The organism is Pseudomonas sp. 6D_7.1_Bac1 (genome assembly GCF_025465945.1).
Classification (GTDB): domain Bacteria; phylum Pseudomonadota; class Gammaproteobacteria; order Pseudomonadales; family Pseudomonadaceae; genus Aquipseudomonas.
Genome location: NZ_JANLNW010000052.1, coordinates 289,465 through 314,742, shown reverse-complemented (window position 1 = coordinate 314,742; position 25,278 = coordinate 289,465). Strand labels below are relative to the sequence as shown.

Here is a 25,278-nt window from a genome sequence, read left to right as displayed (position 1 = left end):
GCTGAAATTCAGTCGTTGTGTTCAGGCGGGCGCAGGGAACAGCAGCAAACGCTGATCAGCCCGAGAAGCCAACACCTGGCGGTGAAACCACCGCGCACACCGGCGTGCGACTGACAGGAGGGGGATAGTGACTGATCTGCGCAGGCTGCAAACTCCCGCACGGCACGACGCCAGCGTTGACCGCTGAATCGACTACCGCGTTGATGAGGGATGCAGGCATGGGCTGATCTTTTTTGAGGGAGAAATCGCTGGGTTGGAAACGCAACGAGCGCTGACTATAACCAGCGCTCGACACAGATTGCAATGACTTGGTCAAAGCGCCAGCAGAGACACACCATAAAGCCCCGCCTAGTCTTGAGATCAATAGAAACGCCCGCGACCGGGGGACCTGGAATTCAAGAGATCACATGCCAAGGGAACGGACTCATCTTCGGTATCAACTGTACAGATCAAAAGCTAGAAAGCTCGCTAACACCATTACCACTCAATTGCACGCTCAGGGGCTGATTGACGGCACAGAAGCTGATTTGTCCCGTATACGTTTCGAAGCAGTCGATGTTAAAGCACTGACGGCTTATAGCTTTTGGGGGGATGACTCACACTTTTCATGGGACGAGGTTATCAATTGGAAAACAAGGGAACCCATGTCTTTCGACCTTTCCATCTGGTCCGACCTCGAGTTGTGCGGGCTATGCTTTGCCAATCCAAACCAGAGCCGGCTTCGAGTCAAAATTGTTCGGCCGGAGGGAAAACCTGGCAAAACCCACCCTCTGAAAAACCGTATTGCCCCGCTGGCGTTGATCGCTATCGAACATTACGCCCGGATCATTGGCAGTAGATTTATCGAGATTCAGGAACCGACCTGGGGAGCGATCCCCATCTATAAACAGCTCGGTTTCGAATTCGATGCTAAAGGCCGACTTGTGATGGCCGTAGAGAGCGACTAGCATCGTGGAATCTGTTCAATTACTGATCAACACAGGAGGTTCCATGAGAGCTCTCGTTGAAAAGAGAACCGCCGGGCACGGATCGTCCAAGGCAAAAAAAAAGCGCTCTACTGAACTTTCTGCCAATCAGTTGCGCTTTATCAAAGCAGCCTTGGCCGGAACCCAGACAGAAGAACCAAGCCTCCTCGCTGGGCGCCCATAACATTCGCCGGATTAAAAAAAACCGCTCACAAGGAGCGGTTTTTTGTTGAAAGAGACTTCAGCCAAACAACCAGTAACCCAGAGCCGTCAGCACCACAACCGCCAACACCGGACGCAAGGCGCGGTACAGCTTCGGATTACGGCGCTTCCACTGTTTGAAGGCAGCACTGAACTTGTCACTGGAGTTTTTGCTCCAGGCATAAGCCTTGTTGATCCCGCCGACGCGCTCGTCATCGAGGTTTTGCGGCGCCGTGGCACGGCCCAGCAAACCACTGACACAACGGTTGATACGCGTCATCAAGCGATTGCTCAGCGGACGTTCGATGTCACAGAACAGAATCACCCGGGTCGTTTCGGTTTCGTTCTTGACCCAGTGCACGTAGGTTTCATCGAACATCACGTCTTCGCCGTCGCGCCAGGCATAGACCTGACCGTCGACAAAAATGCGGCAGTCGTCGGAGTTCGGTGTCGACAAGCCCAAGTGATAACGCAGGGAACCGGCAAACGGGTCACGGTGCGGGTTGAGGTGACTACCGCCCGGCAGCAGGGCAAACATTGCGCCTTTTACGTTGGGGATGCGGCTGACCAGTTCGACGGTTTTGGGGCACAACAATTCGGCCGACGGCAGTGGTTTGTCGTACCACTTGAGGTAGAAACGCTTCCAACCCTTCTTGAAGAACGAACCAAAACCGGCGTCGTTGTTCTTCTCGGCGGCGCGAATATAGCCTTCGTCGAACAGATGCATGGCCTCGTCACGAATGACTTCCCAGTTTTCCTTGAGCACATCCAGTTCCGGGAACTTGCTGCGGTCCAGATACGGTTTGGACGGCACTCCCGAGAACAGGTACATCAAGGCGTTGTAAGGAGCGAACAGCGCCGAGTGGTTGACGAACTGACGCAAGACCGGCAAACGCGCTTTTCCGCGCAGATGCACGTAAAGGGTGCTGCCCACAAACAGCAGCAACAGCGAGGCCTTGGCGGCAAAGGAAAAGGTCATGCAACAACTCCTTGAGAATAAACAACGCTGCGCACCACCCTTTACCCGGCGCGGCAGTCGGCCATGATAAACACTACCGACCTTCGGAAAAACCCGCATAACTGAACAATCAGTATTAAGGATTGCGCAATAAAGCATTTATTAACATAAGAGACCTGAACCCTGGCTGATCTGGATCAAGCCAAGCCCCCGTGTGGCGAGGGAGCTTGCTCCCGCCGGCTGACGCGATCGGCCAGAGGAAACACCTTCGCAGGTTTAGGAGTGCTTCGCACTCCAACGGGAGCAAGCTCCCTCGCCACAAGGTCAAAACAGCGTTACTGCTGCAGTTCCTGCTCGGTGAACAAATCGCTGAACAACATGCTCGACAGATAACGCTCGCCGGAGTCCGGCAAGATCACCACGATGGTCTTGCCCTGCATTTCCGGGGTTTCGGCCAGACGCACGGCAACCGCCATGGCCGCACCACAGGAGATCCCGGAGAGAATCCCCTCTTCCTGCATCAGACGCAGGGCCATGGCCTTGGATTCTTCATCGCTGACCAATTCAACCCGATCAACCATCGACAGATCGAGGTTTTTCGGCACAAAACCAGCACCGATGCCCTGGATCTTGTGCGGGCTTGGTTTGATTTCCTCACCGGCCATGGCCTGGGTGATCACTGGCGAGACCACCGGCTCCACCGCCACCGACAGAATCGGCTTGCCCTTGGTGTTCTTGATGTAACGCGAAACGCCGGTGATGGTTCCCCCAGTGCCAACACCCGCGACCAGCACGTCGATCGCGCCGTCGGTGTCGTTCCAGATTTCCGGGCCGGTGGTTTTTTCGTGGATCGCCGGGTTGGACGGATTTTCAAACTGTTGCGGCATGTAGTACTGGGCCGGATCACTGGCCAGAATCTCGGCAGCCTTTTCGATGGCACCTTTCATGCCTTTGGCAGGCTCGGTCAGTACCAGTTCGGCGCCCAGGGCCTTGAGAACCTTGCGCCGCTCGATGCTCATGGACGCCGGCATGGTCAGCACCAGCCTGTACCCACGAGCAGCGGCGACGAACGCCAGACCGATGCCGGTGTTGCCCGAGGTCGGCTCGATAATGGTCATGCCCGGCTTGAGTTTGCCGCTGCTTTCAGCGTCCCAGATCATGCTCGCGCCGATCCGGCACTTGACTGAGTAGCCCGGATTACGCCCTTCGATCTTGGCCAGGATGGTCACACCACGCGGCGCAATGCGGTTGATCTGAACCAGCGGCGTGTTGCCGATGGAATGCGCGTTGTCAGCAAAAATGCGGCTCATAGCTGGGTCCTTATGCAGCGTTGGGGAAGCCTTCAAGCGTATGCCTCACACCCTTGGGCGTCCAGTCGCAACGAGCGGCGGCACACACCTTGTATCCATTTCCTGAGCTGACCGAGTCACCCCGTGACGCCCCATTCAGAGACTGAATACTCCGTCTGCGTTCACAGTCGACCGGGCGTCGCGTTATAGTCGGGCATACTTTTATTTCGCCCGCCCTGCCCGGCGCAGATCGGCGTTACCGTTCGAGGAATTACCGATGAAGTTCGAAGGCACCCGCGCATACGTCGCCACCGATGACCTGAAGCTGGCGGTCAACGCCGCCATCACCCTGGAGCGGCCATTGCTGGTCAAGGGCGAACCTGGCACCGGCAAGACCATGCTGGCCGAGCAACTGGCCGAATCCTTCGGTGCGCGCCTGATCACCTGGCACATCAAGTCCACCACCAAGGCGCATCAGGGCCTGTATGAGTACGACGCGGTCAGCCGCCTGCGTGACTCGCAGCTGGGCGTGGACAAGGTCCATGACATCCGCAACTACCTGAAAAAGGGCAAGCTGTGGGAAGCCTTCGAGTCCGAAGAGCGGGTGATCCTGCTGATCGACGAAATCGACAAGGCCGACATCGAGTTCCCGAACGACCTGTTGCAAGAACTCGACAAGATGGAGTTCTACGTTTACGAGATCGACGAGACCATCAAGGCCAAGCAGCGCCCGATCATCATCATTACCTCCAACAACGAAAAAGAGCTGCCGGACGCCTTCCTGCGCCGCTGCTTCTTCCACTACATCGCCTTCCCGGACCGCGTCACCCTGCAAAAGATCGTTGACGTGCACTACCCGGACATCAAGAAAGACCTGGTCAGCGAAGCGCTGGATGTATTCTTCGACGTGCGCAAAGTCCCGGGTCTGAAGAAAAAGCCCTCGACCTCCGAACTGGTGGACTGGCTCAAGCTGCTGATGGCCGACAACATCGGCGAAGCGGTGCTGCGCGAACGCGATCCGACCAAGGCCATCCCGCCGCTGGCCGGCGCCCTGGTGAAGAACGAGCAGGACGTGCAATTGCTTGAGCGTCTGGCCTTCATGAGCCGTCGCGGCACCCGCTGATACTCTTCTGACAAGATCAAGGGCGAAAGCCATGCTGCTCAACCTGTTCAATGAAATGCGTGCAGCCAAGGTGCCGGTCTCGGTGCGTGAGCTGCTGGACCTGATCAACGCGCTGAAACAGCGCGTGACCTTCGCCGACATGGACGAGTTTTATTACTTGTCGCGGGCGATTCTGGTGAAGGACGAACGGCATTTCGACAAGTTCGACCGGGCGTTCGGGGCCTACTTCAATGGCCTGGAAAAACTCGACGATCACCTTCAGGCGCTGATTCCCGAAGACTGGTTGCGCAAGGAGTTCGAGCGCTCGCTGACCGATGAGGAACGGGCGCAGATCCAGTCCCTGGGTGGTCTCGACAAGTTGATCGAAGAATTCAAGAAACGCCTGGAAGAACAGAAGGAACGCCATGCCGGCGGCAACAAGTGGATCGGCACCGGTGGCACCAGCCCGTTCGGCTCTGGCGGTTTCAACCCGGAAGGCATCCGCGTCGGTGATGCCGGCAAACGCCAGGGCAAAGCGGTCAAGGTCTGGGACCAGCGCGAGTACAAGAACCTCGACGATCAGGTCGAATTGGGCACGCGCAACATCAAGGTCGCCCTGCGGCGTCTGCGCAAGTTCGCCCGCCAAGGCGCGGCGGATGAGCTGGATATCGACGGCACCATCGACCACACCGCCCGTGACGCGGGGCTGCTGAACATTCAGATGCGCCCGGAGCGCCGTAACAACATCAAGTTGTTGCTGCTGTTCGACATCGGCGGCTCGATGGACGCCCACGTGAAGATCTGCGAAGAGCTGTTCTCGGCCTGCAAGACCGAGTTCAAGCACCTGGAGTACTTCTACTTTCACAACTTCATTTATGAATCGGTGTGGAAGAACAACATGCGCCGTGGCTCGGAACGCACGGCAACCATGGACCTGCTGAACAAGTACGGTGCCGACTACAAAGTGATCTTCGTTGGCGATGCCGCCATGGCACCTTACGAAATCACCCAGGCCGGCGGCAGCGTCGAGCACTGGAACGAAGAAGCCGGTTACGTGTGGATGCAGCGCTTCATGGAGAAGTACAAGAAGCTCATCTGGATCAACCCGTACCCGAAAGACACCTGGGGCTACACCTCCTCGACCAACATCGTGCGCGATCTGATCGAAGACCAGATGTTCCCGCTGACCTTGCGCGGGCTGGAGGAAGGGATGCGGTTTCTTTCCAAATAATCTGCGCAGCCTGTTAGGGCCCTATCGCGAGCAGGCTCGCTCCCACAGGGGTAAGTGTCGGTCACAAAACCTGTGAGCAACACCGATCCACTGTGGGAGCGAGCCTGCTCGCGATGCTTTTAGCGGCTAATGAACCGCTGCAAATACTCGATCTGTTGCCGATGCGCCGTCTCCTGCACCACCGGCGCCAAGCGTACCTGCTGCCCCGGCAAACACTGCGCCAGCCGCGCCAGCGCCAACGGCGTCAACGCCCCTAACCGTGGATAGCCGCCAATGGTCTGCCGATCATTGAGCAACACAATCGGCTGCCCGTCCGGCGGCACCTGAACCGCGCCCAGCGGGATGCCTTCGGAGATCATCGGCTTGCCTTGATACTGCAACGCCGGCCCGAGCAAGCGGATGCCCATGCGGTCGGCGCGGCTGTCGAGGGTCCAGACCCGGTTGAAGGCATCGAATAGGCTTTGCCCGCTGAACTCGCCGTGTTGCGCACCGAGCACCAGATCCAGCGGCGGGTTCTGCTTGAAGTCCGGTCGATGCTCACACGGTACCTCTCCAAGAGCCTGCGCCTGCCCCGAATAACTCAACTCGGTACCTCGCGCCAGGGCCCGGCCAAAGCCGTCCAGACCACCGAGCTCTTCGCGGACCACCGTCGCACAACTGCCCAATACCTTGGGCGCGTTGAAACCACCGGGTGCCGCCAGATAGGCGCGGGCGCCGAGCAAGGGTTGGGTGAATTGCAAACGCTGGCCTTTCTTGAGGTTAAAGCTGCGCCACGGCGCCAGCGGCTGGCCGTCCAGCAATGCCCCCAGGTCCGCCCCCGCCAACGCCAGACAGCAATCGTCCCGCGCTTCCAGGGTCAATCCGCCGAGGGTGACTTCAATCACCGCCGCCTCCAATGAGTTGCCCAGCAGCCAGTTGGCCCAGGACATCGACAGCCAGTCCGCCGCGCCGCCCTGGGTCACGCCCAGATGCCGTACGCCGAACCGGCCGGCATCCTGCAACAGGCACAGCGGCGTACTGGCTTCGATCGTCAAACGGCTCATGCCAGCACCTCCAGCGGTGTATCGTCGCCGCCCAGATTGACGAACTCGGCATGACTGACTGCCGCAAAACGCACTGTATCGCCCGGTTGCATCAGGCTGTAGCCCTCACGCTCGCGATCGAACAGTTTGGCGGGGGTGCGGCCGATCAGGTTCCAGCCACCCGGCGACACCACCGGATAAGCGGCTGTCTGCCGCTCGGCAATCCCCACGCTACCAGCCGCCACGCGCTTACGCGGGGTATTCAAACGGGGCGCGGCCAGCACTTCTTCGACCAGTCCCATAAAGGCGAACCCCGGTGCAAAACCCAGCGCGAATACCTGATATTCGCGCTCACTGTGGCGGCGAATCACCTCCTCTACCGCCAACCCGCTACGCTGCGAAAGCAGGCTCAGTTCAGGCCCGACACTCACGTCATACCAGACCGGCAACACATGGCATTGACCACGGGCCTGGGCGTTAGGGGTCAGATCGCTCAAGGCCTCGGCAATCAGTTCTCGCGCCTGAGCCGGGCTCAAGGCAAGCAGATCGTAATGCACCATCAAGGTCGTGTAGGACGGCACCAGATCGATCAAATGCCCGGCGAAACCTGCGCGCAGTCGCTCGCTGGCGGCGAGCATCCACGGCATGTTGGTTTCAGCAATCTCATCGAACAGCCGCACCATCAGGCAATCGATTGCCACCACTTCAACCCGTGGTTTCATGGCGCGCTCTGCTGATTCAAAGCCTCACGGATCCGCTGCACAGCTGCCACCGAACTGGCGTTGTCTCCGTGTACGCACAGAGTGTTGGCCGTTAAATGCAAGGCGCTGCCGTCACTGGCAACCAGGTTGTCGCCGCGAGCGATGGTCAGCGCCTGTTCAATTATTTTCTCTGGATCGTGATGCACCGCACCCGGCAATTGCCGCGAAACCAGATGCCCGGCACTGTCATAGGCACGATCGGCGAACGCTTCGAACCACAGCGTCACACCGTACTCATCGCCCATCAGTTGAGCCGCGCTGTTGTCGCGGGTTGCCATCAACATCAACGGCAGTTGCCGGTCATACGCCGAGACAGCCTCAATCACCGCCCGCAACTGCGCGGGGTTGGCCATCATGTCGTTGTACATCGCACCGTGGGGTTTGACGTAACTCACGCGAGTCCCCTGCGCCCGGCAAATGCCGTCCAGCGCGCCGATCTGGTAGTGCAGAAGATCTTGAAGTTCTTGCGCGGTGTAAGCCATGGAACGGCGGCCGAATCCCACCAGATCCTGATACGCTGGATGGGCGCCAATCTGCACGCCATGACTCAGCGCCAGGCTGACCGTCTTGCGCATGATGCTCGGGTCACCGGCATGGAAACCACAGGCAATGTTGGCGCAATCAATGTACGGCATCACTTCGGCATCCAGCCCCATGGTCCAGTGGCCAAAGCTTTCGCCGATATCGCAGTTCAATAGCAGGCGGCTCACGGTGAGTACTCCTGAAGGTTTTTATCGATATTGACACATCGGACACCCGCGACAAAAACCGATGATTCGGTCTGGCTCCAACACTTCAGCCTGAACCCGACGGCCGTAAAACAAGGAAGACTCCTACGACACAAGTAGGAATAACTATCATTTTCAATAGTGTAGTAAGCCGGTACGCTCTGCGCGCTTTCAGCTAAACACCTGTCCAGAAGGAATCGGACGTGATGCGCGCTCACACGCAAAGACAGCCGCTATTGCCTGCTGACAGTCGCGCCTTGCGACTGCTGATCGTCATCCAGTTGCTCTCCATGGGCGCGATGGAAATGAGCGGCCCGTTCTGGCCCTTGCAGATCCAGCAACTGCTCGGGCCAGAGGGTGCTGGCTACACCGCGTTGTTATCGGCGCTGGTCTATGCCGGCCCGATGCTCGCGGCCATGCTCCTGACTCCCGTGTGGGGCCGGCTGGGTGATCGCGCCGGACACAAGCCGATGATCGTTCGTGCATTGCTCGCGCTGGCGCTGTGCCAAGGGTTGGCGGCCATCACCCTCGACCCGTGGTTGCTGGTGGGCATTCGCGTGATGCAAGGCGCATTGGCCGGATTTCTTGCCGCCGCGCAAGCTTATGCCCTGGCCTGCTGCAACAGTTCCAGGCGTGGTCACACCCTGGCACGCCTGCAATCGGCAACCGCTGTCGGCTCGTTGATCGGCCCGGTACTGGGCGGCTGGCTGATGGACGTCTCGGGGTTTGCCCTGCTCTGTTATGGCGCGACGGCGATTTGCCTGCTGTGCGCACTGGGGAGTTTTTTCCTGCCGGCCGACAAAGCTCGGGTCGCGAAGAAAAAAGCCGTTGCGCCGGTGGCTCTGCCCAAACGCTGGGTCGGTGGAATCCTGCTGGTGATCGTGCTGATTCAAGCCGCGAAGATGATGCCGCAGCCGTTCTACGCCCTGTACGTCGCGAACATTCTGCATGCGCCGAGCTGGCTGATCGGCGCCACCTACGCAGCGAGCGCCGCGACCCTGGCCATTTCCGCACCGCTGTGGGGACGTCTGTTCGACCGCTGGCAGCCGGCTTACACCTTGCGCGTCATCGAAGGTGTGGCCTGGCTGTGTGCCCTGACACTAGCGGCCACGGCACTGGCCAACGAATGGCAAGGGTTTCTCGTCAGTCGACTCGTCTGGGGTATTTGGCAAGGCGCCCTGCTGCCCGTCGCGTACGCATTGATCGCCAACACCGTTTCTTCAAGCCAGCAGGGTTTCGCCCTCGGTCTCGGCAACAGCGCGGCCAAGGCCGGCGCTCTGCTCGGTGCAGTCCTCGGCGGAATCGGCATGGGGCTGGTGGGGCTGGCTCACAGTTTCTGGCTGGTGGCGCTGACCTACGCACTGGCCGCCATCGGGATCCGCTGGGTGCGGTCATTCACCTCCACCCCGGCGCCTCCTGGTGAGGACACGTTTTAACTGGTCAGCCACACCACATCGCTGCAATCACCGGCAATTTCGACGGTGTTACAAGCCGCGCAAATCGCGTTCTTCGATCGGCCGGCTCTGGCGCAGGCGCTTGCCGCCCAACACCACCCAGTCGATCAGACGGAACAGGCATTCCAGGCCGAACGACAGCAACATCGCCCCGCTCAGCCCCCAGCCCATGGCTTCAGGCGTCAGCAACAGCTGGTAGCTGTAGCCATTCCAGGTTTCCTTGCGAATATCCGGATCGGCGGCCAATGCCACCTGCAAGACGCGGATGTACCACGGTCCTTGCATGGCCTGGAATTGCTTATCCAGTGCCAACTGGCGAGTGAGCAACGTGCTCAGGCTATCGGCATCGCTGCGAAACACCGGGTCGTCGCTGGCGCGGTAATGGGCGACCAGCGCTTGCAGATCACCCTTGAAAAACTGCTCGGCAGTGCCCTGGAATCCCCGCAGGCCGGTCTGCGCTTCGATCAGATGCGCCTCGACCCGCTTGGCGTAGTCGTTGATGAAACCCGGCACCTGCACACCCACCAACAGGCCGATCGCAAACAACACCAGCCGCAAATAACTGAGCAACATAGAGAGGTGTTCCTTATTCGGTCTTGCCCTGGCTGACGCATTCACCGCGTCGCCACAGGCTCCATTGGCCCGGTTCGTAACGGGTCCAGGTTTCGTTTTCGGTCAGGGGTTCAGTGGCAATGATCGTCACCACATCGTCAGGCGTGGTTTCGGCCTGGAAGTCAACGATCACGTCCACGTCCTTCAAGCGTGCAGGACCAAACGGTGCGCGACGGGTGATCTGCGCCAGTTTGGTCGAGCAGTAGCAGAACAGCCAGTCACCGTCGCTCAACAGGCAGTTGAACACACCTTTGCTACGGTATTGCGCGCAAGCGGCCACCAAACCCGGTATCAATTGCTCGACTTCAACCGGCTCCGGGAAGGCTTCACGCACCCGGTTGAGCAAATCACAGAAGGCCGCTTCGCTGTCGGTGTCGCCAACCGGTCGGTAAAAGCTCGCTGTCGGCTGGAAGTCGGCGAGTTGTCCGTTATGGGCGAAACACCAGTTACGCCCCCACAACTCGCGCACGAACGGGTGAGTATTGGACAGACCGACCTTGCCGACGTTGGCCTGGCGGATGTGCCCAATCACCACTTCGCTTTTGATCGGATAGCGCTGCACCAGCAGTGCGACTTCGGAATCGCAACTCGCCGCCGGGTCCTGGAACAGACGCAAGCCACGACCTTCATAGAATGCGATGCCCCAGCCGTCCCGGTGCGGACCGGTTCGACCGCCACGCTGCATCAGCCCGGTAAAGCTGAACACGATATCGGTCGGTACATTGGCGCTCATGCCCAATAACTCACACATGCCGGGACTCTCGCTTCAATGCCGGGGCAACGTCAAAGACGGGGTTCGACTCGCGAACGCTGGGGGTTATTGGGAACCGGCGGGCGACCATATCGATCATCGCCAGCACCGCCAAAAGGTTGATCATCATCCGGATCGGCCGCCTTGGCAGCGGCTTTCGCAGCGGCCTCCCGCTCCTTGCGAGCATTGGAAGCGCGTTCGACAGGAAAGCGGATCAACACGAAGATCAGGTAAATGCCGAAGATGATCATGCCGTACATGAACAGGTCGGAGATCGCGCGCCAGGCGTTGTTACCCACCTTGAACAGCAGGTCCAGGGCAGTAATGGCGATGGCCGGGGCGAATTTTTCCTTCACCGGGTCGATGATGGTCGGGCTGAACAACAGCACGGCCACGAGCAGACGCAGTGGCTCGCGCAACCAGCGCCACATCCAGCGGGTCAGGCGCATCCACACCAACAGGCAGCCCAAAGCGGCAAAGGTGTATAGGCCCCAAGCGATCAGATAGTCGTTCTCGGTCATGGTGTCCATGGCAAGGCAGGCAAAGAGACGCTTATGATAACGGCTTTTCACCGATCAGGCTGCCCCGCTGTCTGTGAAGCCCTTTTTGTATAACGCCCGAGAGCCCTTCATGCCCCTATCCGCCCACGTTTGCAGCGCCCCGATTGCCCACAAGGCCGAGGGTGATGACCCGTACGCCTGGCTGCAGGAGCGCGACAGCGCACAGGTGCTCGACTACCTCAAGGCTGAAAACAGCTATCAGGAAGCGCAATTGGCCGACCAGGCCGAGCTGCGAGAAAACCTGTTCAACGAAATCAAAGGGCGGATTCTCGAAACCGACCTGTCGCTGCCCTCCCCGTGGGGGCCGTACCTTTATTACACCCGCACCACCGCCGGTGACGAATATGCCCGGCATTACCGCTGCCCACGCCCGGCCGACGACAGCCTGCTGGTCGACGAAAGTCAGGAGCATCTGCTGCTCGACCCCAACGTGCTGGCCAATGGCGGCTTTTTCTCGCTGGGCGCCTTCAGCATCAGCCCGGACCACCAGCGCCTGGCCTACAGCCTCGATACCAGCGGTGAAGAAATTTACACGCTGTTCGTCAAGGAACTGTCCAACGGCAAAGTCAGCGAACTTGCGTTCGAGAACTGCGACGGCAGCATGACCTGGGCCAACGACAGCCTGACGCTGTTCTTCGGCGAGCTGGACGACACCCATCGTCCGCACAAGCTGTTTCGTTATCGTCTCGACGGCACCGCCGCCGAAGAAGTCTTCCATGAGCCGGACGGACGGTTCTTCCTGCACTGCTACCGCTCAAGCTCCGAACGCCAGTTACTGCTGTCGTTGGGCAGCAAAACCACCAGCGAAGTCTGGGCGCTCGATGCGTCGCTGCCACAACAGGCATTCACCTGCCTGGCGCCACGGGTTGAAGATCACGAGTACGACGTCGACCACGGCAAGCTCGACGACCAATGGACCTGGCTGATTCGCAGTAACCGCGACGGCATCAACTTCGCGCTGTATCAGGCCGCCGACACTGGCGTCGTACCGACCGATACCGACTGGCAAAACCTGATCCCTCACAGCGACACGGTGATGCTGGACGGCATGAGCCTGAATGCCTCGGCCATGACTCTGAGCCTGCGTGAAGGTGGTTTGCCAATCATCGAAGTTCACCCGCAGGGCCTGCCCGCTTACCGCGTGCAACTTCCGGATGCGGCCTACAGCCTGCATGTGCAAAACAGCCTGGAATTTGCGAGCGACAAGATCCGTCTGCGCTACGAGGCGTTGAATCGCCCGGCGCAGATTCGTCAGCTCGACCTCGCCAGCGGCGAACAGAAAGTCCTCAAGGAAACCCCGGTGCTCGGCCCCTTCGACGCCGATGCCTACGTCAGTCAGCGCCTGTGGGCGACCGCGAACGACGGCACTCAGGTGCCGATCAGCCTGGTGGTCAAACGCGAGAGGCTTGGCCAACCGACACCGCTTTACCTATACGGCTACGGCGCCTACGGCGAAAGCCTCGACCCGTGGTTCTCCCACGCGCGCCTGAGCCTGCTCGATCGCGGCGTTGCCTTCGCCATCGCCCATGTACGCGGCGGCGGTGAACTGGGCGAAGCCTGGTATCGCGCCGGCAAGCAGGAGCACAAGCAGAACACCTTCAACGACTTCATCGCCTGCGCCGAACACCTGATCGCCAACGGCTTCACGACCTCAAAACAACTGGCCATCAGCGGCGGCAGTGCCGGCGGCTTGCTGATCGGTACGGTACTCAACCAACGGCCGGAACTGTTCGCAGCAGCGATTGCCGAGGTGCCGTTCGTCGACGTACTCAACACCATGCTCGACCCGGACCTGCCACTGACCGTCACCGAATACGACGAGTGGGGTAACCCTGAAGAGCCAGAGGTTTATGATCGGATCAAGGCTTACGCCCCATACGAGAACGTCAGTGCTCAAGCCTATCCGGCGACCCTGGTGATCGCCGGCTACAACGACAGCCGCGTGCAGTACTGGGAAGCGGCCAAGTGGGTGGCCAGGTTGCGGGCGACAAAAACCGACAACCATCTGCTGCTGCTCAAGACCGAACTGGGTGCCGGCCATGGCGGGATGAGCGGGCGTTATCAGGGATTACGTGACGTAGCCCTCGAATACGCATTTGTTTTCAAGGTATTGGGCATCGCCTGAGGAACTCCGTAAGGCGTACGGGTCTTAACTGTGGGAGCGAGCCTGCTCGCGATGGCGGCATTACATTTAACATCGGTGTTGGCTGATCCACCGCTATCGCGAGCAGGCTCGCTCCCACAGGAAATAAATGGTTATCCCCTCGCAACAGACACAAGCAAAAGACCGTGACGATATGCCTGAACCGACCCTGTTGAACAAAGAAATTCGCGACTGGCTGATGGACTGTGGCCTGTTCGATCAGCTGCAACTGGCCGATTTCACGGCGGCTGCCGGCTACTTCAGCCTCAGCACCATCGCCCAGGGCCAAGAGATCTTCCACGAAGGTGATGCCGGCAGCTTCATGTGCATCATTCACTCGGGCCAGGTGGCGGTGCAGAAAACCAACAGCGAAGGTCAGCGGGTGACAATCGCCACATTGCGCAGCGGCCGGGCGTTCGGCGAAATGGCCGTACTCGACGGCGAACGGCGCTCGGCCAGTTGTGTCGCGGCGAGCGATTGCCAATTGCTCAACCTGGGCAAGGACTCGCTGGAAAAGATGCTCAACGACGCACCGAAAATCGCCGCCAAGATCATCCGCGCCATCGCCGTGTCGTTGTCCAAACGCCTGCGCATGGCTGACGGCCAATTACTCTCGCAACAGATTTAACCGCCTGGGGATTTGGCCTTTTGCTGGTTCTGCTCAAGTGCCGGCAAGGTCTGGTCCTTGGGCGGATTGGGCATTTCGATCGGTGGCAACAGGGGGGCACCGCCGTTGCCGGCCTTGGGCACACTGATCGGGGTAATCTGCGGGTACGGCGTGGGGGTTGCGGTGCCAGGTGAGCCGGGTGCCGCTGAAGGTGTGGTGGGGACTGATTGCAACTCTTGCGCTTGCGCTGCACTTATCGAGAGCGCGGCCAACACAATGACCGTTAGAATGGTGCGCTTCATCAATGGCTCCGTTGCCCTTGTTCGTTGCCTTAAGGCTACTCCCAACCGCGCAAGATTGCCCTTCTCAATGCCGGTTACCCCTCCCTGATGCCAGTTTCCCTCCTTAAAGAGAGCCCCATGAAACGTTTCGTTCTGCTCGACACCACCCCGATCCCCGAAAACGGCGGTGCCCTGTGCCTGTTCGAGTACGGCGAAGATTTCGTCATCAAGATCCAGGGCGGTGACGGCGGACAACTGATGAACACCCGTATGCACGGCTCCGAAGACGCCCTGGCCGAGATCCCCTGCCGCAAGGTCGCCGGCCGGCCGAATTCGCGAGTGTTGATCGGCGGCCTGGGCATGGGTTTCACCCTCGCCTCGGCGCTCAAGCATCTGGGCAAGACCGCTGAAGTACTGGTCGCCGAACTGGTGCCGGGGGTGGTCGAGTGGAACCGCGGGCCACTGGGGGAAAAAGCCGGACGCCCATTGCTCGATCCGCGCACGGTCATCCGCATGGAAGACGTGGCCAAAGTCCTGCAAGCCGAGCCACAGGGTTTCGACGCGATCATGCTCGATGTCGACAACGGCCCCGAAGGCCTGACCCAGAAAGCCAACAGCTGGCTGTACTCGGCCGGCGGCCTGAGTGCCTGCGCCAAGGCGCTGCGCCCCAAAGGCGTGCTGGCAGTGTGGTCGGCCAGCGCTGATCGGCAGTTTTCCGACAAGTTGAAAAAGGCCGGCTTCAAGGCCGAAGAAGTGCAAGTCTTCGCCCACGGCAACAAAGGCACCCGACACACGATCTGGATTGCCGAGAAGCTCAAGGCCTGAGCTAAACTCACTGCATAACCGTCATTAGTCTTTCTACAAAGGTGAACCCATGAGTTCGTCAACGCCTCCCTCCAACACGGCCAAACTGGACCGCATCCTCGCCGACGCCCAGCGCGACCGTGAAATGGGTTACCGCGACAAGGCCCTGAAGATGTACCCGCACGTCTGCGGACGCTGTGCCCGTGAGTTCTCCGGCAAACGCCTGAGCGAGCTGACCGTGCACCACCGCGATCACAACCACGACAACAACCCGCAGGACGGCTCCAACTGGGAGCTGCTGTGCCTGTACTGCCACGACAACGAACACTCGCGCTACACCGACCAGCAATACTTCGGCGACGGCTCGCTGAGCACCCCGAAAATCGCCAAGGCAACGCATAACCCGTTTGCCGCGCTGGCGGGGTTGATGAAAAAGGAAGACTGAAGACCTTCAGCGCCTGAACTGGCCTCATCGCGAGCAGGCTCGCTCCCACATTGGTCTTGGGTGATCACAAATAGTGTGTTCACAGAAAATCCCTTGTGGGAGCGAGCCTGCTCGCGATAGCAATCGCCCTGGCACCATCAATCTACAAACTGACCGCCCTCTCGCAATCCTCGTATAATCGCGCTTTTTTCCCGAAGGCACCCCGCTCGTGGCAGACAAACGGTACAGCTGCATTGGTTTGTATAACCCCAAATCACCCGAGAACGTCGGTTCCGTGATGCGCGCCGCTGGCTGCTATGGCGTGGCGTCGGTGTTCTACACTGGCAAACGCTATGAGCGCGCCGCCGACTTCGTCACCGACACCAAAAGAGTTCACTACGACATTCCGCTGATCGGTATCGACGACCTGAAGAAAATCCTCCCGCTGGGCTGCGTCCCCGTGGCGGTGGAGCTGGTCGATGGCGCTCGTTCGCTGCCTGAATACACCCACCCGGACCGTGCGTTGTACATCTTCGGCCCGGAAGACGGCTCGCTGGATAAAGAAATTCGCGAGTGGTGCGAAGACGTGGTCTACATCCCGACCACCGGTTGCATGAACCTGGCCGCCACCGTCAACGTGGTGCTTTACGACCGCATGGCCAAGGGCAACAACACCCGCTCCGGTCCGAAATTTCGCTGATACGCTGAACGCTGGATGGAACGAGCCGGTGAAGAACTGAAGTCGCCCAAGACCGGGGTTTGAGCAACACCGCAAAACCCGTGGCGAGGGAGCTTGCTCCCGCTGGAGCGCGAAGCGGTCCTGAATGCGGCAGACACGGTTTACGACTGCTTCGCCCGAGCGCGGACCGGCCGGCGGGAGCAAGCTCCCTCGCCACAATTGCGCTTGACTCAAGTTATCTGAGTAACTCGGTATCCAGCACTTTCGACGGCTCGCCAATGATGCTCTCGGCCAGCGCCACAAACGCTTTGGTGCTCACCCGTTCCAGGTGCATGGCGCCGCGTAGCATGTCATCCAGCGACCGCTTGTTGCGGGTTTTCAAACGAATCTCACGGTCCAGCTCCTGCAACACCAACACCGCTTTGGCAATGGCCGCCGGGCTGAGCTGATCCCCGCGCAGGGTGCTTACGTTATGGCTGACCTTGGCCATTTTGTCTTCCAGCGTCTGATAACGCTCATCGCTCATGCCGCCGGCACGGCGCAGCAGTTCAATGGCGTAGTACTCGGCAAAGCCTTCGCTGATCCAGGCACTGCGCTCACTGCCTTTGACCCGTCCGAATACTTGAGCCAACTCACGAATCAACGGGCTGCTGCCGCTTTCGCTGACCAACGGTGAACGGCTGTGCAGATAGATCGACTCATGCCCGGCGAGACTGCCGCGCCACATCGGGTCAGCAGCACCCACAATCAACAGCTTGCCGGGATGACGGGGATACAGCGCCTGCACCTGCGGCCAGACGAAGGTCAGCAGCGTCAACACGTCCATCCGACGCATGCCCTGCCCTTGCGGCGAGGCGACCGTGACTTCGGTCTCGCCCAGGCGCGTGCGCCGGCTACCCAGATTACCGGCGAGCATCCAGCCTGTGGGACGGTCGAACCGCCGAGAAACGTTGTCGATGCGGAAGCGGTTCTTGCCAATCCGCGGCCAGGCGGTCTCGACGCTTTTCCAGTCCTCCGGTAATTCGAATTCCAGCCGTGACACCAGTTCGATGCCGTCCTGCTGATCGAGGCGCGCCGGCGGGACCAGATCGTCGCCCCGCATCAGCGCCCAATTCGGCGTCATACGCGTATCGAAACTGGCGTTTTTCAGGGAATGGCTGATGCGTACGCGGTAGGTCAGGCTGGCCTTGTCGGCAGCCGGGCGCCAGACGCCGCGCACCGCATTGCCCGGTGTGAGCTGCCACTGACCATCGGCCTTGAAGTCGCTGTACTGGCTGCCGTCGCCCAGATCAAAATCCAGGCTGCGCACCGCCGACCCCTGCGCCAGGGTCAAGCGCACTTCGGCCTGATCGCTTTGCGGCAACAATTGCACGTGGTAATCCAGATCGACTTTCTTTGCCGCCCACAACGGTGAGCTCAGCAAGAGCAGTGACAAAGCCAACGGCAGCCTCAATCCCACAGCCATACACACTCCTTCGTGATTTCTTTCTGGAACGCCGAGCGTCAGCCCGCGCGAAAAATCAGATGATCTTCCCAATCATCCTCAGCCACGCTGCCTTCGGCGAGCATGCGCCCGGACTGGGAAATCCGCTCATGGTGCACCGCGTCACGATCGCCACAGACCAAGTGATGCCAGAGCGGTAAATCCTTGCCCTCGCTGACCAACCGGTAACCGCAGGTTGGCGGCAGCCACTTGAACTGATCGGCCTTGCCCGGCGTGAGCTGGATACAGTCCGGCACCGAGTCGCGACGGTTCGGGTAGTCGGTGCACTGACAGGTTTTCAGGTCCAGCAGTTTGCAGGCGATGCGCGTGTAGTAGACGCTGTTGTCTTCTTCATCCTCAAGCTTTTGCAGGCAGCACAGGCCACACCCGTCGCACAACGACTCCCACTCTTCTTGATCGAGTTGTTCGAGGGTTTTGCGTATCCAGAAAGGTTCTACTTTGGCGGCCATGGCTCAAGCATCAACATCAGGTGGTGAAAAGGCCGCCAGTCTAGTGCGCAAGACTGCGCGGGCCAAGCGCTGGCGACTGTCGGTACACCAGGACTTGTCAGTTATCACGCCGCGCAGTAGCTTGGCGGGTCATAAACGTAGCCAGGAAACTTTTTCATGAGCGCTAATCCCCGCGTGGCCGAATATGCTATTCACCCACAGTTCACTGACCGCTGGTCGCCGCGCGCCTTCACCGGTGAAAGTATTCCTGAAGAAACCCTGCTGAGCTTCTTCGAGGCCGCTCGCTGGGCGCCGTCGGCCTACAACTCGCAGCCATGGCGCTTTCTCTACGCGCGCCGCGACACGCCGAACTGGGAGCGTTACCTGGGTCTGTTGAACGAGTTCAACCGCGGCTGGGCGCAACACGCCTCGGCACTGGTGATCGTCATCTCGAAAACCACCTTCACCGCGCCTGGCGCCACTGAAGAAACCCCAGCCCTGTGGCACACCTTCGACACCGGTTCCGCCTGGGGTCATCTGGCGCTGCAGGCCTCTATCAGCGGCTGGCACACCCACGGCATGGCCGGTTTTGATCCGGAGCTGACCCGCAAGGAGCTGAACATTCCTGAAGGCTACGCGCTGCACGCGGCCGTCGCGGTCGGCAAACTGGGTGACAAGGCGACCCTGGCGGATTACCTGCAAGCTCGCGAAGAACCAAGCCCGCGTCGCCCGTTGAGCGAGCTGGCGGCTGAGGGTGATTTCAGCCTGTAAGCCACAATGAAGATCTAATGTGGGAGCGGGCTTGCTCGCGAAGACGGTTTCACATTCAACCTTGATGTTGAATGTGCGGGCCTCATCGCGAGCGGGCTCGCTCCCACAGTTGATCGGGGTTGATCAGTAACCCCGCGTGAAATCCACTTCGCCGCGCAACGCTTCGCCCGCCTGATACGCCCGCAGATTCTCGAGAAACAACTGCACCATCATCGACGGTGAGGTCGGCGCCGAGCTGTGGCCGGTCAGCAGCAAGCCCCAGGCGGTCCAGAACGGATGACGCTGCGGCAACGGCTCCTGTCGGCAAACGTCGATCACCGCGCCTGCCAGATGCCCTTCCTTCAAGGCCTCCACCAGGTCCGCATCGACCACGGCCACGCCACGTCCGACGTTGATGAACAAACCGGTCGACTTGAACTGCTTGAACAGCGCGGTGTTGTACAGATCGTGAGTGTTCGGCGTGTTCGGCAACAGGTTGACCACGTAATCGACTTCACCGACCAAGCGGCCCAAGTCTTCCAGACCCGCGACTTCAATAAACGGCGCCTGCTCACGCGGTTCGCTGGCGATGCCGTACAGCTTGACGCCGAAAGGCACCAGGAACTGCGCCACACTCTGGCCGATGTCGCCGGCACCGACGATCAGCACCTTGCGCCCCGCCAGGCTCTGGCCCAGGCGGTTGTCCCACTTGCGCTCGACCTGGCTGACCAGCCGCGCCAGCACTTCGCGCTCATGGCCCAGCATGTAGGTCAGCACGTATTCAGCCATGGCCTGACCGAAAATCCCGACAGCACGGGTCAGCCGGTAGTCGCGTGGCAAACCGTCGGCGAGCAACGGCGTAATGCCGGCCCAGGTCGATTGCAGCCATTGAGGCTCATGACCTTGACGCAGCAGCGTCGCCAACAGGTCCGGTTGACCGAGCCAGACTGGACAGTCGGCGGCCAGGCTGGCCAGTTCAGCGGAGTCGCCGCTGGTCAGTACTTGCAGCTCAGGCGCGGCCTGACGCAACAATTGGGTATACACAGCGTGGTCGTGTTCAGCAATCAGAACGCGCATGGTTCAAACCTTCAAAAACAGTGCACAAGACCGCCGAAGGAGTGTTTCTCCCCCGCTCGCGGCCCTCGCCAAAATAATCAATTCCATTGTTTCCAGAGGCTCTGGACAGAACCCCTACAGATATCCGTCAAATCGGATCATTGCGTCGCAGCAGCTCTTCGGGCAAGTGCTCGATGTACTCGTCTTCGGCCGGCGGCATTTGCAGGTGGTAGCCCTGCTTTTCGAGGTTTTCCAGCACCAGCGTGATGTCTTCACGCGAGAGCTTGCGCTCGGGAGTCAACACCAGGTCGAAGGCGTGATGCGGTTTGCCAAAGGCCAGCAGCAGGTTTTCCGGAACACGCTCCAGTGCATCGCTTTTGAGCACGTAGAGGTACATCTCGTTTTTCTTCAGGCTTCGGTAGATAGAGCAAATACGTTTCAAGGCTGTTCTCCGGCAGTGGCCAGGCTGTCGAGCAGCGCCTGGCCCATCAACTCGCGGCGCCAGCCACGCAGCGAATCAGGCAATTGGTAAGGCCCCTGGGGGAAACCGCTCTTGAGCAAGGCTTCCAGGGTTTTCTTGCGCAGCATCAGTTCCGGGGCCATGTCCAAACGTTCGGCTTCGGCCTGACCGAGCGCCCGCAGACGCTTGACCAATGCTGCGGCTTCTATCGGTAATGGCTCCGGTACTGCTGGCGGCCACTGGTCCGGCGAAACACTGCCCGCCTGCTTGATCAATTCCAGCAGAAATTCACCGTCCTGACGCACGGTGCGCGGGTGCATGTCTTCGATTTTCGCCAATGCCGCGAGATTGTCCGGCTGGGTTCGTGCCAGCGGCCACAACGAATGCTCACGCACGATGCGGTTGCGCGGCAGATCGCGGGCGCGGGCTTCGCGCTCGCGCCAGGCGCAAAGTTCACGCAGCACAGCAAGTTGGGCGCGGGACAGTTTCCAGGCCAGCTTGGCCTCGCGATACACCTCGTAAGGGTCGACTTCGCGGCGCAGGTTGGCCACCAGTTCGGCGCCATCCTCCAGGACCCAGGCGTACTTGTCGTCGGACAGCTTTGGCCGCAGACGGACGAAGACCTCCGCCAGATGCAGGGCATCTTCGGCGGCGTAGCTGATCTGGGTGTCCGAAAGCGGACGCTGCAGCCAGTCGGAACGGGTCTCGCCCTTGGGCAGCTCGATGCCAAGCACCTCCGACACCAGACGCGAGTAACCCATGGAGAAACCCAGGTTCAGGTAGGCAGCGGCCAGTTGTGTATCGAACAACGGCGCTGGCAGGCTGCCGGTCAAGCGCATCAGGACTTCGAGGTCTTCGCTGCAGGCGTGCACCACTTTGACCACTGCCGGGTTTTCCAGCAATTGGGCCAGGGGCTGCCAGTTGTCGATCGTCAAAGGATCAATCAGGTAAGCGCGCACGCCATCGCCAATTTGCAACAGGCCGGCGATCGGATAAAAGGTGTCGACCCGCATGAATTCGGTGTCGAGGGCGACGAACGGCAACTGCTGCCATTGGGCGCAAAACTGACCGAGGCTATCGTTGTCGCGAATCCAGTGAATATCGATGGCCACACGGCTCTCCCTTGAAGAATGGCGCGCAGTATATATCGCCCTCGGCGATTTCCGCGCACTCACTGAGCAAGAGCTTGAGCGAAAACACCCGCCATTAGTCCGACGCCCTGCGGTTAGTCGGCTTTATGCAGCACATAGACCCGTGGCAGGTCGCTGCCGGGCAGGGTGTCCAGGTATTTGAGAATCTTGAAACCCGCCTGCCGGAACTCGGCCTCAAGCTCAGCCCTGGTGGCCAGTTGACGCGGCTGCGCACCCTCGCCAAACCGTGCTCGTAGCGCGAAAAAACCGTCGAGCTGTGCCGAGACGATCAGCGTGTCGCGACTGACACGATGGAACTCACGCAGTATCGCCAAACGGTGTTCACTGTTTTCGATGTGCTGAAACAACCGCATGCAAAATATGCAGTCCACGGCATTTTCCGGCAAACCGATGGTGAATGCCGAGCTCTGAAAGGTTTTGACGCGTTTGAGCAGCTCAGCCGGATGGTGAGTCTGGGCGTGGTTGAGCATTTCCTGGGACGGATCGGTGGCGAGAATCACCCGGTTGGTGTGCTCGGCCAGTACCGGCCAGTTGCCCCCTGCCCCGCAGGCCACATCGAGAATCAGCCCTGGCTCGCCAGCTACCTTGAGTGCGCGCCGCACCAATCGCTTGCCACGCCACTGCAAAAACCGCTGCACCAGCCCACGGGGATGCGGCTGGAGGCAGACTCGAGCGTGCTCCTGATCGTAGCGTCGAGCAAATTCGTGCTCGACTGAGGAGGGTGGTTGCGCAGACATGACCGGCGACTCTTGGTAAAGGGAACTACTGAGCACGAACTGTAAGCAGCTCACCATCAATTTTTCGTGAAAAAGTCGCCAGGAACAATTGCGCACCGTGTGCGGTAGGCTCTGGACCGCTCTTTCAGCATTACGCCTGGTGTAAATACCAGCGCCAGTCCTGCTCCCCGACCTCCCCCATGAACTGACGGTATTCGGCGCGTTTCACGGCCAGGTATACCCCAAGAAATTCCCCGCCGAACGCATCGCGCGCCCAGGCCGAGCCTTCCAGTGCGCGCAAGGTGGTCAGCCAGTCGGTCGGCAGCAACTCGCTGGCCTGGGCGTAACCATTGCCTTCAACCGGTGCGCCGGGGTCGCACTGCTCGCGAATGCCGCGATGAATACCGGCCAGCATCGCTGCAGCCGCCAGGTAAGGGTTGGCGTCAGCGCCACAAATGCGGTGTTCGATGTGCCGGGAAAACGCCGGTCCACCCGGAACTCGCAGGCTCACGGTGCGGTTGTCCACACCCCAGGTCGCCGCCAGCGGCGCGTAGCTGTTGGTCTGAAAACGCCGATAGGAGTTGGCATTGGGACAGAACATCAGCAATGAATCGAGCAAGGTGCCGAGCATGCCGCCGACCGCGTGTTTGAGCAGTGGCGTGCCATCCGGTGCTTCGCTGGCAAACAGGTTGTTGCCGTCCTTGTCCGCCAGGCTGACGTGCATGTGCATGCCGGTGCCCGCCAGGTCATCAAAGGGTTTGGCCATAAAACACGCGGTCATCCCGTGCTTGTGCGCCACGCCCTTGACCAACCGTTTGTAGCGCACCGCTTCGTCCATCGCCTGCAACGCGTCGCTGCGATGTTCGAGGGTGATCTCCACCTGCCCCGGGGCGTACTCGGAAATCGCTGTGCGTGCCGGGATGCCCTGCAGCTTGCACGCCGCGTAGAGGTCGGCGAGGAACGGTTCGATCTGTTCCAGCTCACGCAAGCCGTAGACCTGGGTCGTCCGTGGCCGCCCACCGTCGACATCCCGTGCCGGTTGCGGGCGACCATTGCTGTCGCGTTGCTGATCGAGCAGGTAAAACTCCAGCTCCGCCGCCATCACCGGGTAATAACCGTCAGCCTTCAGCCCGTCGATCACCTTGGCCAGCAAATGCCGCGGATCAGCCACGGTCGCCGGCAGGCCCTCCTGCGGGTGCATGCTGACTTGCACCGCTGCCGTCGGAATCTGCCGCCACGGCATGCGCTGCAAACTGCCTTTGAGCGGATAGGCGCGACAATCGATGTCGCCGACCTCCCAGACCAGCCCGGAGTTTTCCACATCCTCTCCATTAATCGTCAGCCCGAGAATGGTGCTCGGCAGTGGCCGACCGCTTTCATAGACCGCCAGCAACTCATCACGGTGCAGCAGTTTGCCCCGTGGCACGCCGTTGTTGTCGAGGATGAACAACTCAAACATCTCGATATCCGGGTTGAGCTCAAGAAAGGTCAGGGCTTCTTGCTTCGAGGCAAAAGGGATCGTGGCAAAACTCATGGGAACTCTCGTATTTCCGCGTCAGGTAAACGCGCAGGCGCTGCCGATTGAATCCAGCGCCAACGGCGTGGATTCGTATGAAAACTCAACGGGAAATGCAGGCATCCGGTGGGCGTGCGTGGCGACAATGCCACAGCGCCCAAAAGGCTAACTCGGATGGAAGTGCGGACAGGTTCAAAGCGCTGGCCGGTGTCAATCGACGCCGATGCTGACGACAGGACGCATAAGCGCCAGGCGAAGCCTCGGGGTGAGTGTCGACTGAGTAACCGTCCATAGAAAAAACCGCAGAACACAGAGGCTGAGCAGCGTCACACGCCGCGATAAGCCGTTAAATCCAGACTTGAAGAACCTTGGGTGCAGATCGGCTAAACATTTGCTGGGTGTTTGTTGATCGACGCAGCAGCGAGGTTGTTATTACCAGGAGCCATAAGGAATCCCGAATTTTTCTATGTAGGCTTTGGACTCAGGCGATAGAGGCATCGGCCTGGATGCCATGCCCCTTGAGTACCTGGGCGATGATTTGCGGCACCGTCAGGTGCTGGAAAATCCGTTGATCATGGCTGAACTGCAAGTAGTACAGCGCCGGCACCAACGTCAGGTGATAGTGGGTCAGACGCCTGCCGGGGTCACCGGCGACGACGCTTTCAATACGCCCATGAATGCCTTCGCCGTGATGACCGAACTGGAGAAAGGCCGGCTGGCTGAGCAGGCTCTCCAAATCGACATCCGGGTACTCGCTGACCAGTTCGACATGGATGCCATACAAGGTGCTGATGGCTTCAGTGCCGTCGAAGGCCAGCACCTTGAAATCGTTGCGAACACCGGGAATTTGCAGTGAAAAGTGTGCCGTATTGGACGGTTGGAACATCCGCTTATCCTTTAGCTGGATGGAAATAACGCGCGATATCCAAACCGTCCCTGGTCGTGATCGCGAGAACTTCCCGGCACGCTAACAAGGTGGCAAACGAAATAATGTCGGAAGAGTCCCTAACGTCAGTCAGAGCGCTCCCTGTTTCAAAGTATTGCGTCAGCACCCGACTCGATGGGCCCCACGCTTGCGCCATCACACTTGGCCACAAATACTGACGCCGCCCCTTCCATCTTTCG

At 59.9% G+C, this 25,278-nt stretch carries 27 protein-coding genes and 1 pseudogene; 10 read left to right on the top strand and 18 right to left on the bottom strand.

Going from position 1 to position 25,278, the window contains the following annotated elements:
- Positions 1–55: 55 nt before the first annotated feature.
- On the bottom strand, positions 56–220 hold the full coding sequence (locus tag NTD87_RS14565) for a hypothetical protein (protein WP_262114648.1): 165 nt from the start codon (positions 218–220) through the stop codon (positions 56–58).
- Between the two features lie 187 nt (positions 221–407).
- Between NTD87_RS14565 and NTD87_RS14560 the strand changes: the two genes are divergently transcribed.
- The gene (locus NTD87_RS14560) at positions 408–947 is read left to right on the top strand and encodes a hypothetical protein (RefSeq protein ID WP_262114647.1); all 540 of its coding nucleotides are present in this window, start codon (positions 408–410) and stop codon (positions 945–947) included.
- A gap of 259 nt (positions 948–1,206) precedes the next feature.
- Here NTD87_RS14560 and NTD87_RS14555 read toward each other — a convergent pair whose 3' ends face one another.
- Positions 1,207–2,145, bottom strand: a complete 939-nt coding sequence (locus tag NTD87_RS14555; RefSeq protein ID WP_262114646.1) for an aspartyl/asparaginyl beta-hydroxylase domain-containing protein — start codon at positions 2,143–2,145, stop codon at positions 1,207–1,209.
- Positions 2,146–2,459: 314 nt separating this feature from the next.
- Positions 2,460–3,434, bottom strand: coding sequence for a cysteine synthase A (cysK, locus tag NTD87_RS14550; RefSeq protein WP_262114645.1), 975 nt, complete (start codon positions 3,432–3,434; stop codon positions 2,460–2,462).
- Between the two features lie 256 nt (positions 3,435–3,690).
- On the opposite strand from cysK, the gene NTD87_RS14545 reads away from it, so the two are divergent.
- Together NTD87_RS14545 and NTD87_RS14540 are read left to right on the top strand one after the other, a co-directional pair.
- Positions 3,691–4,536 (top strand): AAA family ATPase, encoded by an 846-nt coding sequence (locus NTD87_RS14545; protein ID WP_103316235.1) that lies wholly within the window; start codon positions 3,691–3,693, stop codon positions 4,534–4,536.
- Positions 4,537–4,567: 31 nt separating this feature from the next.
- Positions 4,568–5,746 carry a vWA domain-containing protein gene (locus NTD87_RS14540; RefSeq protein WP_262114644.1) on the top strand — a complete coding sequence of 393 codons (1,179 nt, stop codon included), beginning with the start codon at positions 4,568–4,570 and terminating at the stop codon, positions 5,744–5,746.
- Positions 5,747–5,865: 119 nt separating this feature from the next.
- Here NTD87_RS14540 and NTD87_RS14535 read toward each other — a convergent pair whose 3' ends face one another.
- The 3 genes from NTD87_RS14535 to NTD87_RS14525 are packed head-to-tail and all read right to left on the bottom strand — an operon-like array spanning position 5,866 to position 8,239.
- Positions 5,866–6,789 carry a biotin-dependent carboxyltransferase family protein gene (locus NTD87_RS14535; protein WP_262114643.1) on the bottom strand — a complete coding sequence of 308 codons (924 nt, stop codon included), beginning with the start codon at positions 6,787–6,789 and terminating at the stop codon, positions 5,866–5,868.
- The gene (gene pxpB / locus NTD87_RS14530) at positions 6,786–7,490 is read right to left on the bottom strand and encodes a 5-oxoprolinase subunit PxpB (RefSeq protein ID WP_262114642.1); all 705 of its coding nucleotides are present in this window, start codon (positions 7,488–7,490) and stop codon (positions 6,786–6,788) included. Before pxpB ends, NTD87_RS14535 begins: the two co-directional genes overlap by 4 nt.
- Entirely contained in the window at positions 7,487–8,239 is a 753-nt protein-coding gene (locus NTD87_RS14525; RefSeq protein WP_262114640.1) for a 5-oxoprolinase subunit PxpA, read from the bottom strand. Before NTD87_RS14525 ends, pxpB begins: the two co-directional genes overlap by 4 nt.
- A 254-nt stretch (positions 8,240–8,493) precedes the next feature.
- Between NTD87_RS14525 and NTD87_RS14520 the strand changes: the two genes are divergently transcribed.
- The gene (locus NTD87_RS14520; RefSeq protein WP_262114693.1) at positions 8,494–9,693 is read left to right on the top strand and encodes an MFS transporter; all 1,200 of its coding nucleotides are present in this window, start codon (positions 8,494–8,496) and stop codon (positions 9,691–9,693) included.
- Positions 9,694–9,741: 48 nt separating this feature from the next.
- Here the strand turns inward: NTD87_RS14520 and NTD87_RS14515 are convergent, their stop codons facing one another.
- From NTD87_RS14515 to NTD87_RS14505, 3 genes are read right to left on the bottom strand one after another with little or no spacing between them, the layout of a single operon-like run.
- Positions 9,742–10,284 (bottom strand): DUF2937 family protein, encoded by a 543-nt coding sequence (locus NTD87_RS14515; RefSeq protein WP_262114639.1) that lies wholly within the window; start codon positions 10,282–10,284, stop codon positions 9,742–9,744.
- Between the two features lie 13 nt (positions 10,285–10,297).
- Complete coding sequence (locus NTD87_RS14510; protein ID WP_262114638.1) at positions 10,298–11,074, bottom strand: class II glutamine amidotransferase; 777 nt, start codon at positions 11,072–11,074, stop codon at positions 10,298–10,300.
- A gap of 32 nt (positions 11,075–11,106) precedes the next feature.
- Positions 11,107–11,604 carry an MFS transporter gene (locus NTD87_RS14505; RefSeq protein ID WP_262114692.1) on the bottom strand — a complete coding sequence of 166 codons (498 nt, stop codon included), beginning with the start codon at positions 11,602–11,604 and terminating at the stop codon, positions 11,107–11,109.
- 100 nt (positions 11,605–11,704) lie between these two features.
- On the opposite strand from NTD87_RS14505, the gene NTD87_RS14500 reads away from it, so the two are divergent.
- A complete protein-coding gene (locus NTD87_RS14500) occupies positions 11,705–13,759 on the top strand; it encodes a S9 family peptidase (protein WP_262114637.1) in 2,055 nt (684 codons plus the stop codon).
- A gap of 172 nt (positions 13,760–13,931) precedes the next feature.
- Positions 13,932–14,405: a cyclic nucleotide-binding domain-containing protein gene (locus NTD87_RS14495; RefSeq protein WP_262114636.1), complete on the top strand. Its 474-nt coding sequence runs from the start codon at positions 13,932–13,934 to the stop codon at positions 14,403–14,405.
- Here the strand turns inward: NTD87_RS14495 and NTD87_RS14490 are convergent.
- Positions 14,402–14,686 carry a hypothetical protein gene (locus NTD87_RS14490; protein WP_262114635.1) on the bottom strand — a complete coding sequence of 95 codons (285 nt, stop codon included), beginning with the start codon at positions 14,684–14,686 and terminating at the stop codon, positions 14,402–14,404. The genes NTD87_RS14495 and NTD87_RS14490 overlap by 4 nt on opposite strands.
- A 117-nt stretch (positions 14,687–14,803) precedes the next feature.
- Here NTD87_RS14490 and NTD87_RS14485 point away from each other — a divergent pair, with 117 nt between their 5' ends.
- The 3 genes from NTD87_RS14485 to NTD87_RS14475 all read left to right on the top strand — a co-directional run bounded on the left by NTD87_RS14485 (position 14,804) and on the right by NTD87_RS14475 (position 16,593).
- Complete coding sequence (locus NTD87_RS14485; RefSeq protein WP_262114634.1) at positions 14,804–15,490, top strand: spermidine synthase; 687 nt, start codon at positions 14,804–14,806, stop codon at positions 15,488–15,490.
- A gap of 49 nt (positions 15,491–15,539) precedes the next feature.
- Positions 15,540–15,914 carry a YajD family HNH nuclease gene (locus NTD87_RS14480; protein ID WP_123427983.1) on the top strand — a complete coding sequence of 125 codons (375 nt, stop codon included), beginning with the start codon at positions 15,540–15,542 and terminating at the stop codon, positions 15,912–15,914.
- Between the two features lie 208 nt (positions 15,915–16,122).
- The gene (locus NTD87_RS14475; protein WP_007898701.1) at positions 16,123–16,593 is read left to right on the top strand and encodes an RNA methyltransferase; all 471 of its coding nucleotides are present in this window, start codon (positions 16,123–16,125) and stop codon (positions 16,591–16,593) included.
- A 214-nt stretch (positions 16,594–16,807) separates the two neighbouring features.
- Here NTD87_RS14475 and NTD87_RS14470 read toward each other — a convergent pair whose 3' ends face one another.
- Both NTD87_RS14470 and NTD87_RS14465 read right to left on the bottom strand, forming a co-directional pair.
- Positions 16,808–18,037 (bottom strand): hypothetical protein, encoded by a 1,230-nt coding sequence (locus NTD87_RS14470; protein ID WP_262114632.1) that lies wholly within the window; start codon positions 18,035–18,037, stop codon positions 16,808–16,810.
- Between the two features lie 38 nt (positions 18,038–18,075).
- Complete coding sequence (locus NTD87_RS14465; protein ID WP_071551400.1) at positions 18,076–18,525, bottom strand: YcgN family cysteine cluster protein; 450 nt, start codon at positions 18,523–18,525, stop codon at positions 18,076–18,078.
- Positions 18,526–18,681: 156 nt separating this feature from the next.
- Here NTD87_RS14465 and NTD87_RS14460 point away from each other — a divergent pair, with 156 nt between their 5' ends.
- Positions 18,682–19,275: a nitroreductase family protein gene (locus tag NTD87_RS14460; RefSeq protein WP_262114631.1), complete on the top strand. Its 594-nt coding sequence runs from the start codon at positions 18,682–18,684 to the stop codon at positions 19,273–19,275.
- A 123-nt stretch (positions 19,276–19,398) separates the two neighbouring features.
- Here NTD87_RS14460 and NTD87_RS14455 read toward each other — a convergent pair whose 3' ends face one another.
- The 6 genes and pseudogenes from NTD87_RS14455 to NTD87_RS14430 all read right to left on the bottom strand — a co-directional run.
- The gene (locus NTD87_RS14455; protein ID WP_262114630.1) at positions 19,399–20,331 is read right to left on the bottom strand and encodes a D-2-hydroxyacid dehydrogenase; all 933 of its coding nucleotides are present in this window, start codon (positions 20,329–20,331) and stop codon (positions 19,399–19,401) included.
- Positions 20,332–20,458: 127 nt separating this feature from the next.
- Positions 20,459–20,752 (bottom strand): YcgL domain-containing protein, encoded by a 294-nt coding sequence (locus NTD87_RS14450; protein WP_262114629.1) that lies wholly within the window; start codon positions 20,750–20,752, stop codon positions 20,459–20,461.
- On the bottom strand, positions 20,749–21,882 hold the full coding sequence (gene rnd / locus NTD87_RS14445) for a ribonuclease D (protein WP_262114627.1): 1,134 nt from the start codon (positions 21,880–21,882) through the stop codon (positions 20,749–20,751). The genes NTD87_RS14450 and rnd overlap by 4 nt, the downstream gene beginning before the upstream one ends.
- A 113-nt stretch (positions 21,883–21,995) precedes the next feature.
- On the bottom strand, positions 21,996–22,658 hold the full coding sequence (locus NTD87_RS14440) for a class I SAM-dependent methyltransferase (protein WP_262114626.1): 663 nt from the start codon (positions 22,656–22,658) through the stop codon (positions 21,996–21,998).
- 130 nt (positions 22,659–22,788) lie between these two features.
- Positions 22,789–24,156 carry a glutamine synthetase family protein gene (locus NTD87_RS14435; RefSeq protein ID WP_262114691.1) on the bottom strand — a complete coding sequence of 456 codons (1,368 nt, stop codon included), beginning with the start codon at positions 24,154–24,156 and terminating at the stop codon, positions 22,789–22,791.
- A 490-nt stretch (positions 24,157–24,646) separates the two neighbouring features.
- A pseudogene (locus NTD87_RS14430) lies at positions 24,647–25,039 on the bottom strand (contractile injection system protein, VgrG/Pvc8 family); the annotation flags it as partial.
- Between the last annotated feature and the right edge of the window lie 239 nt (positions 25,040–25,278).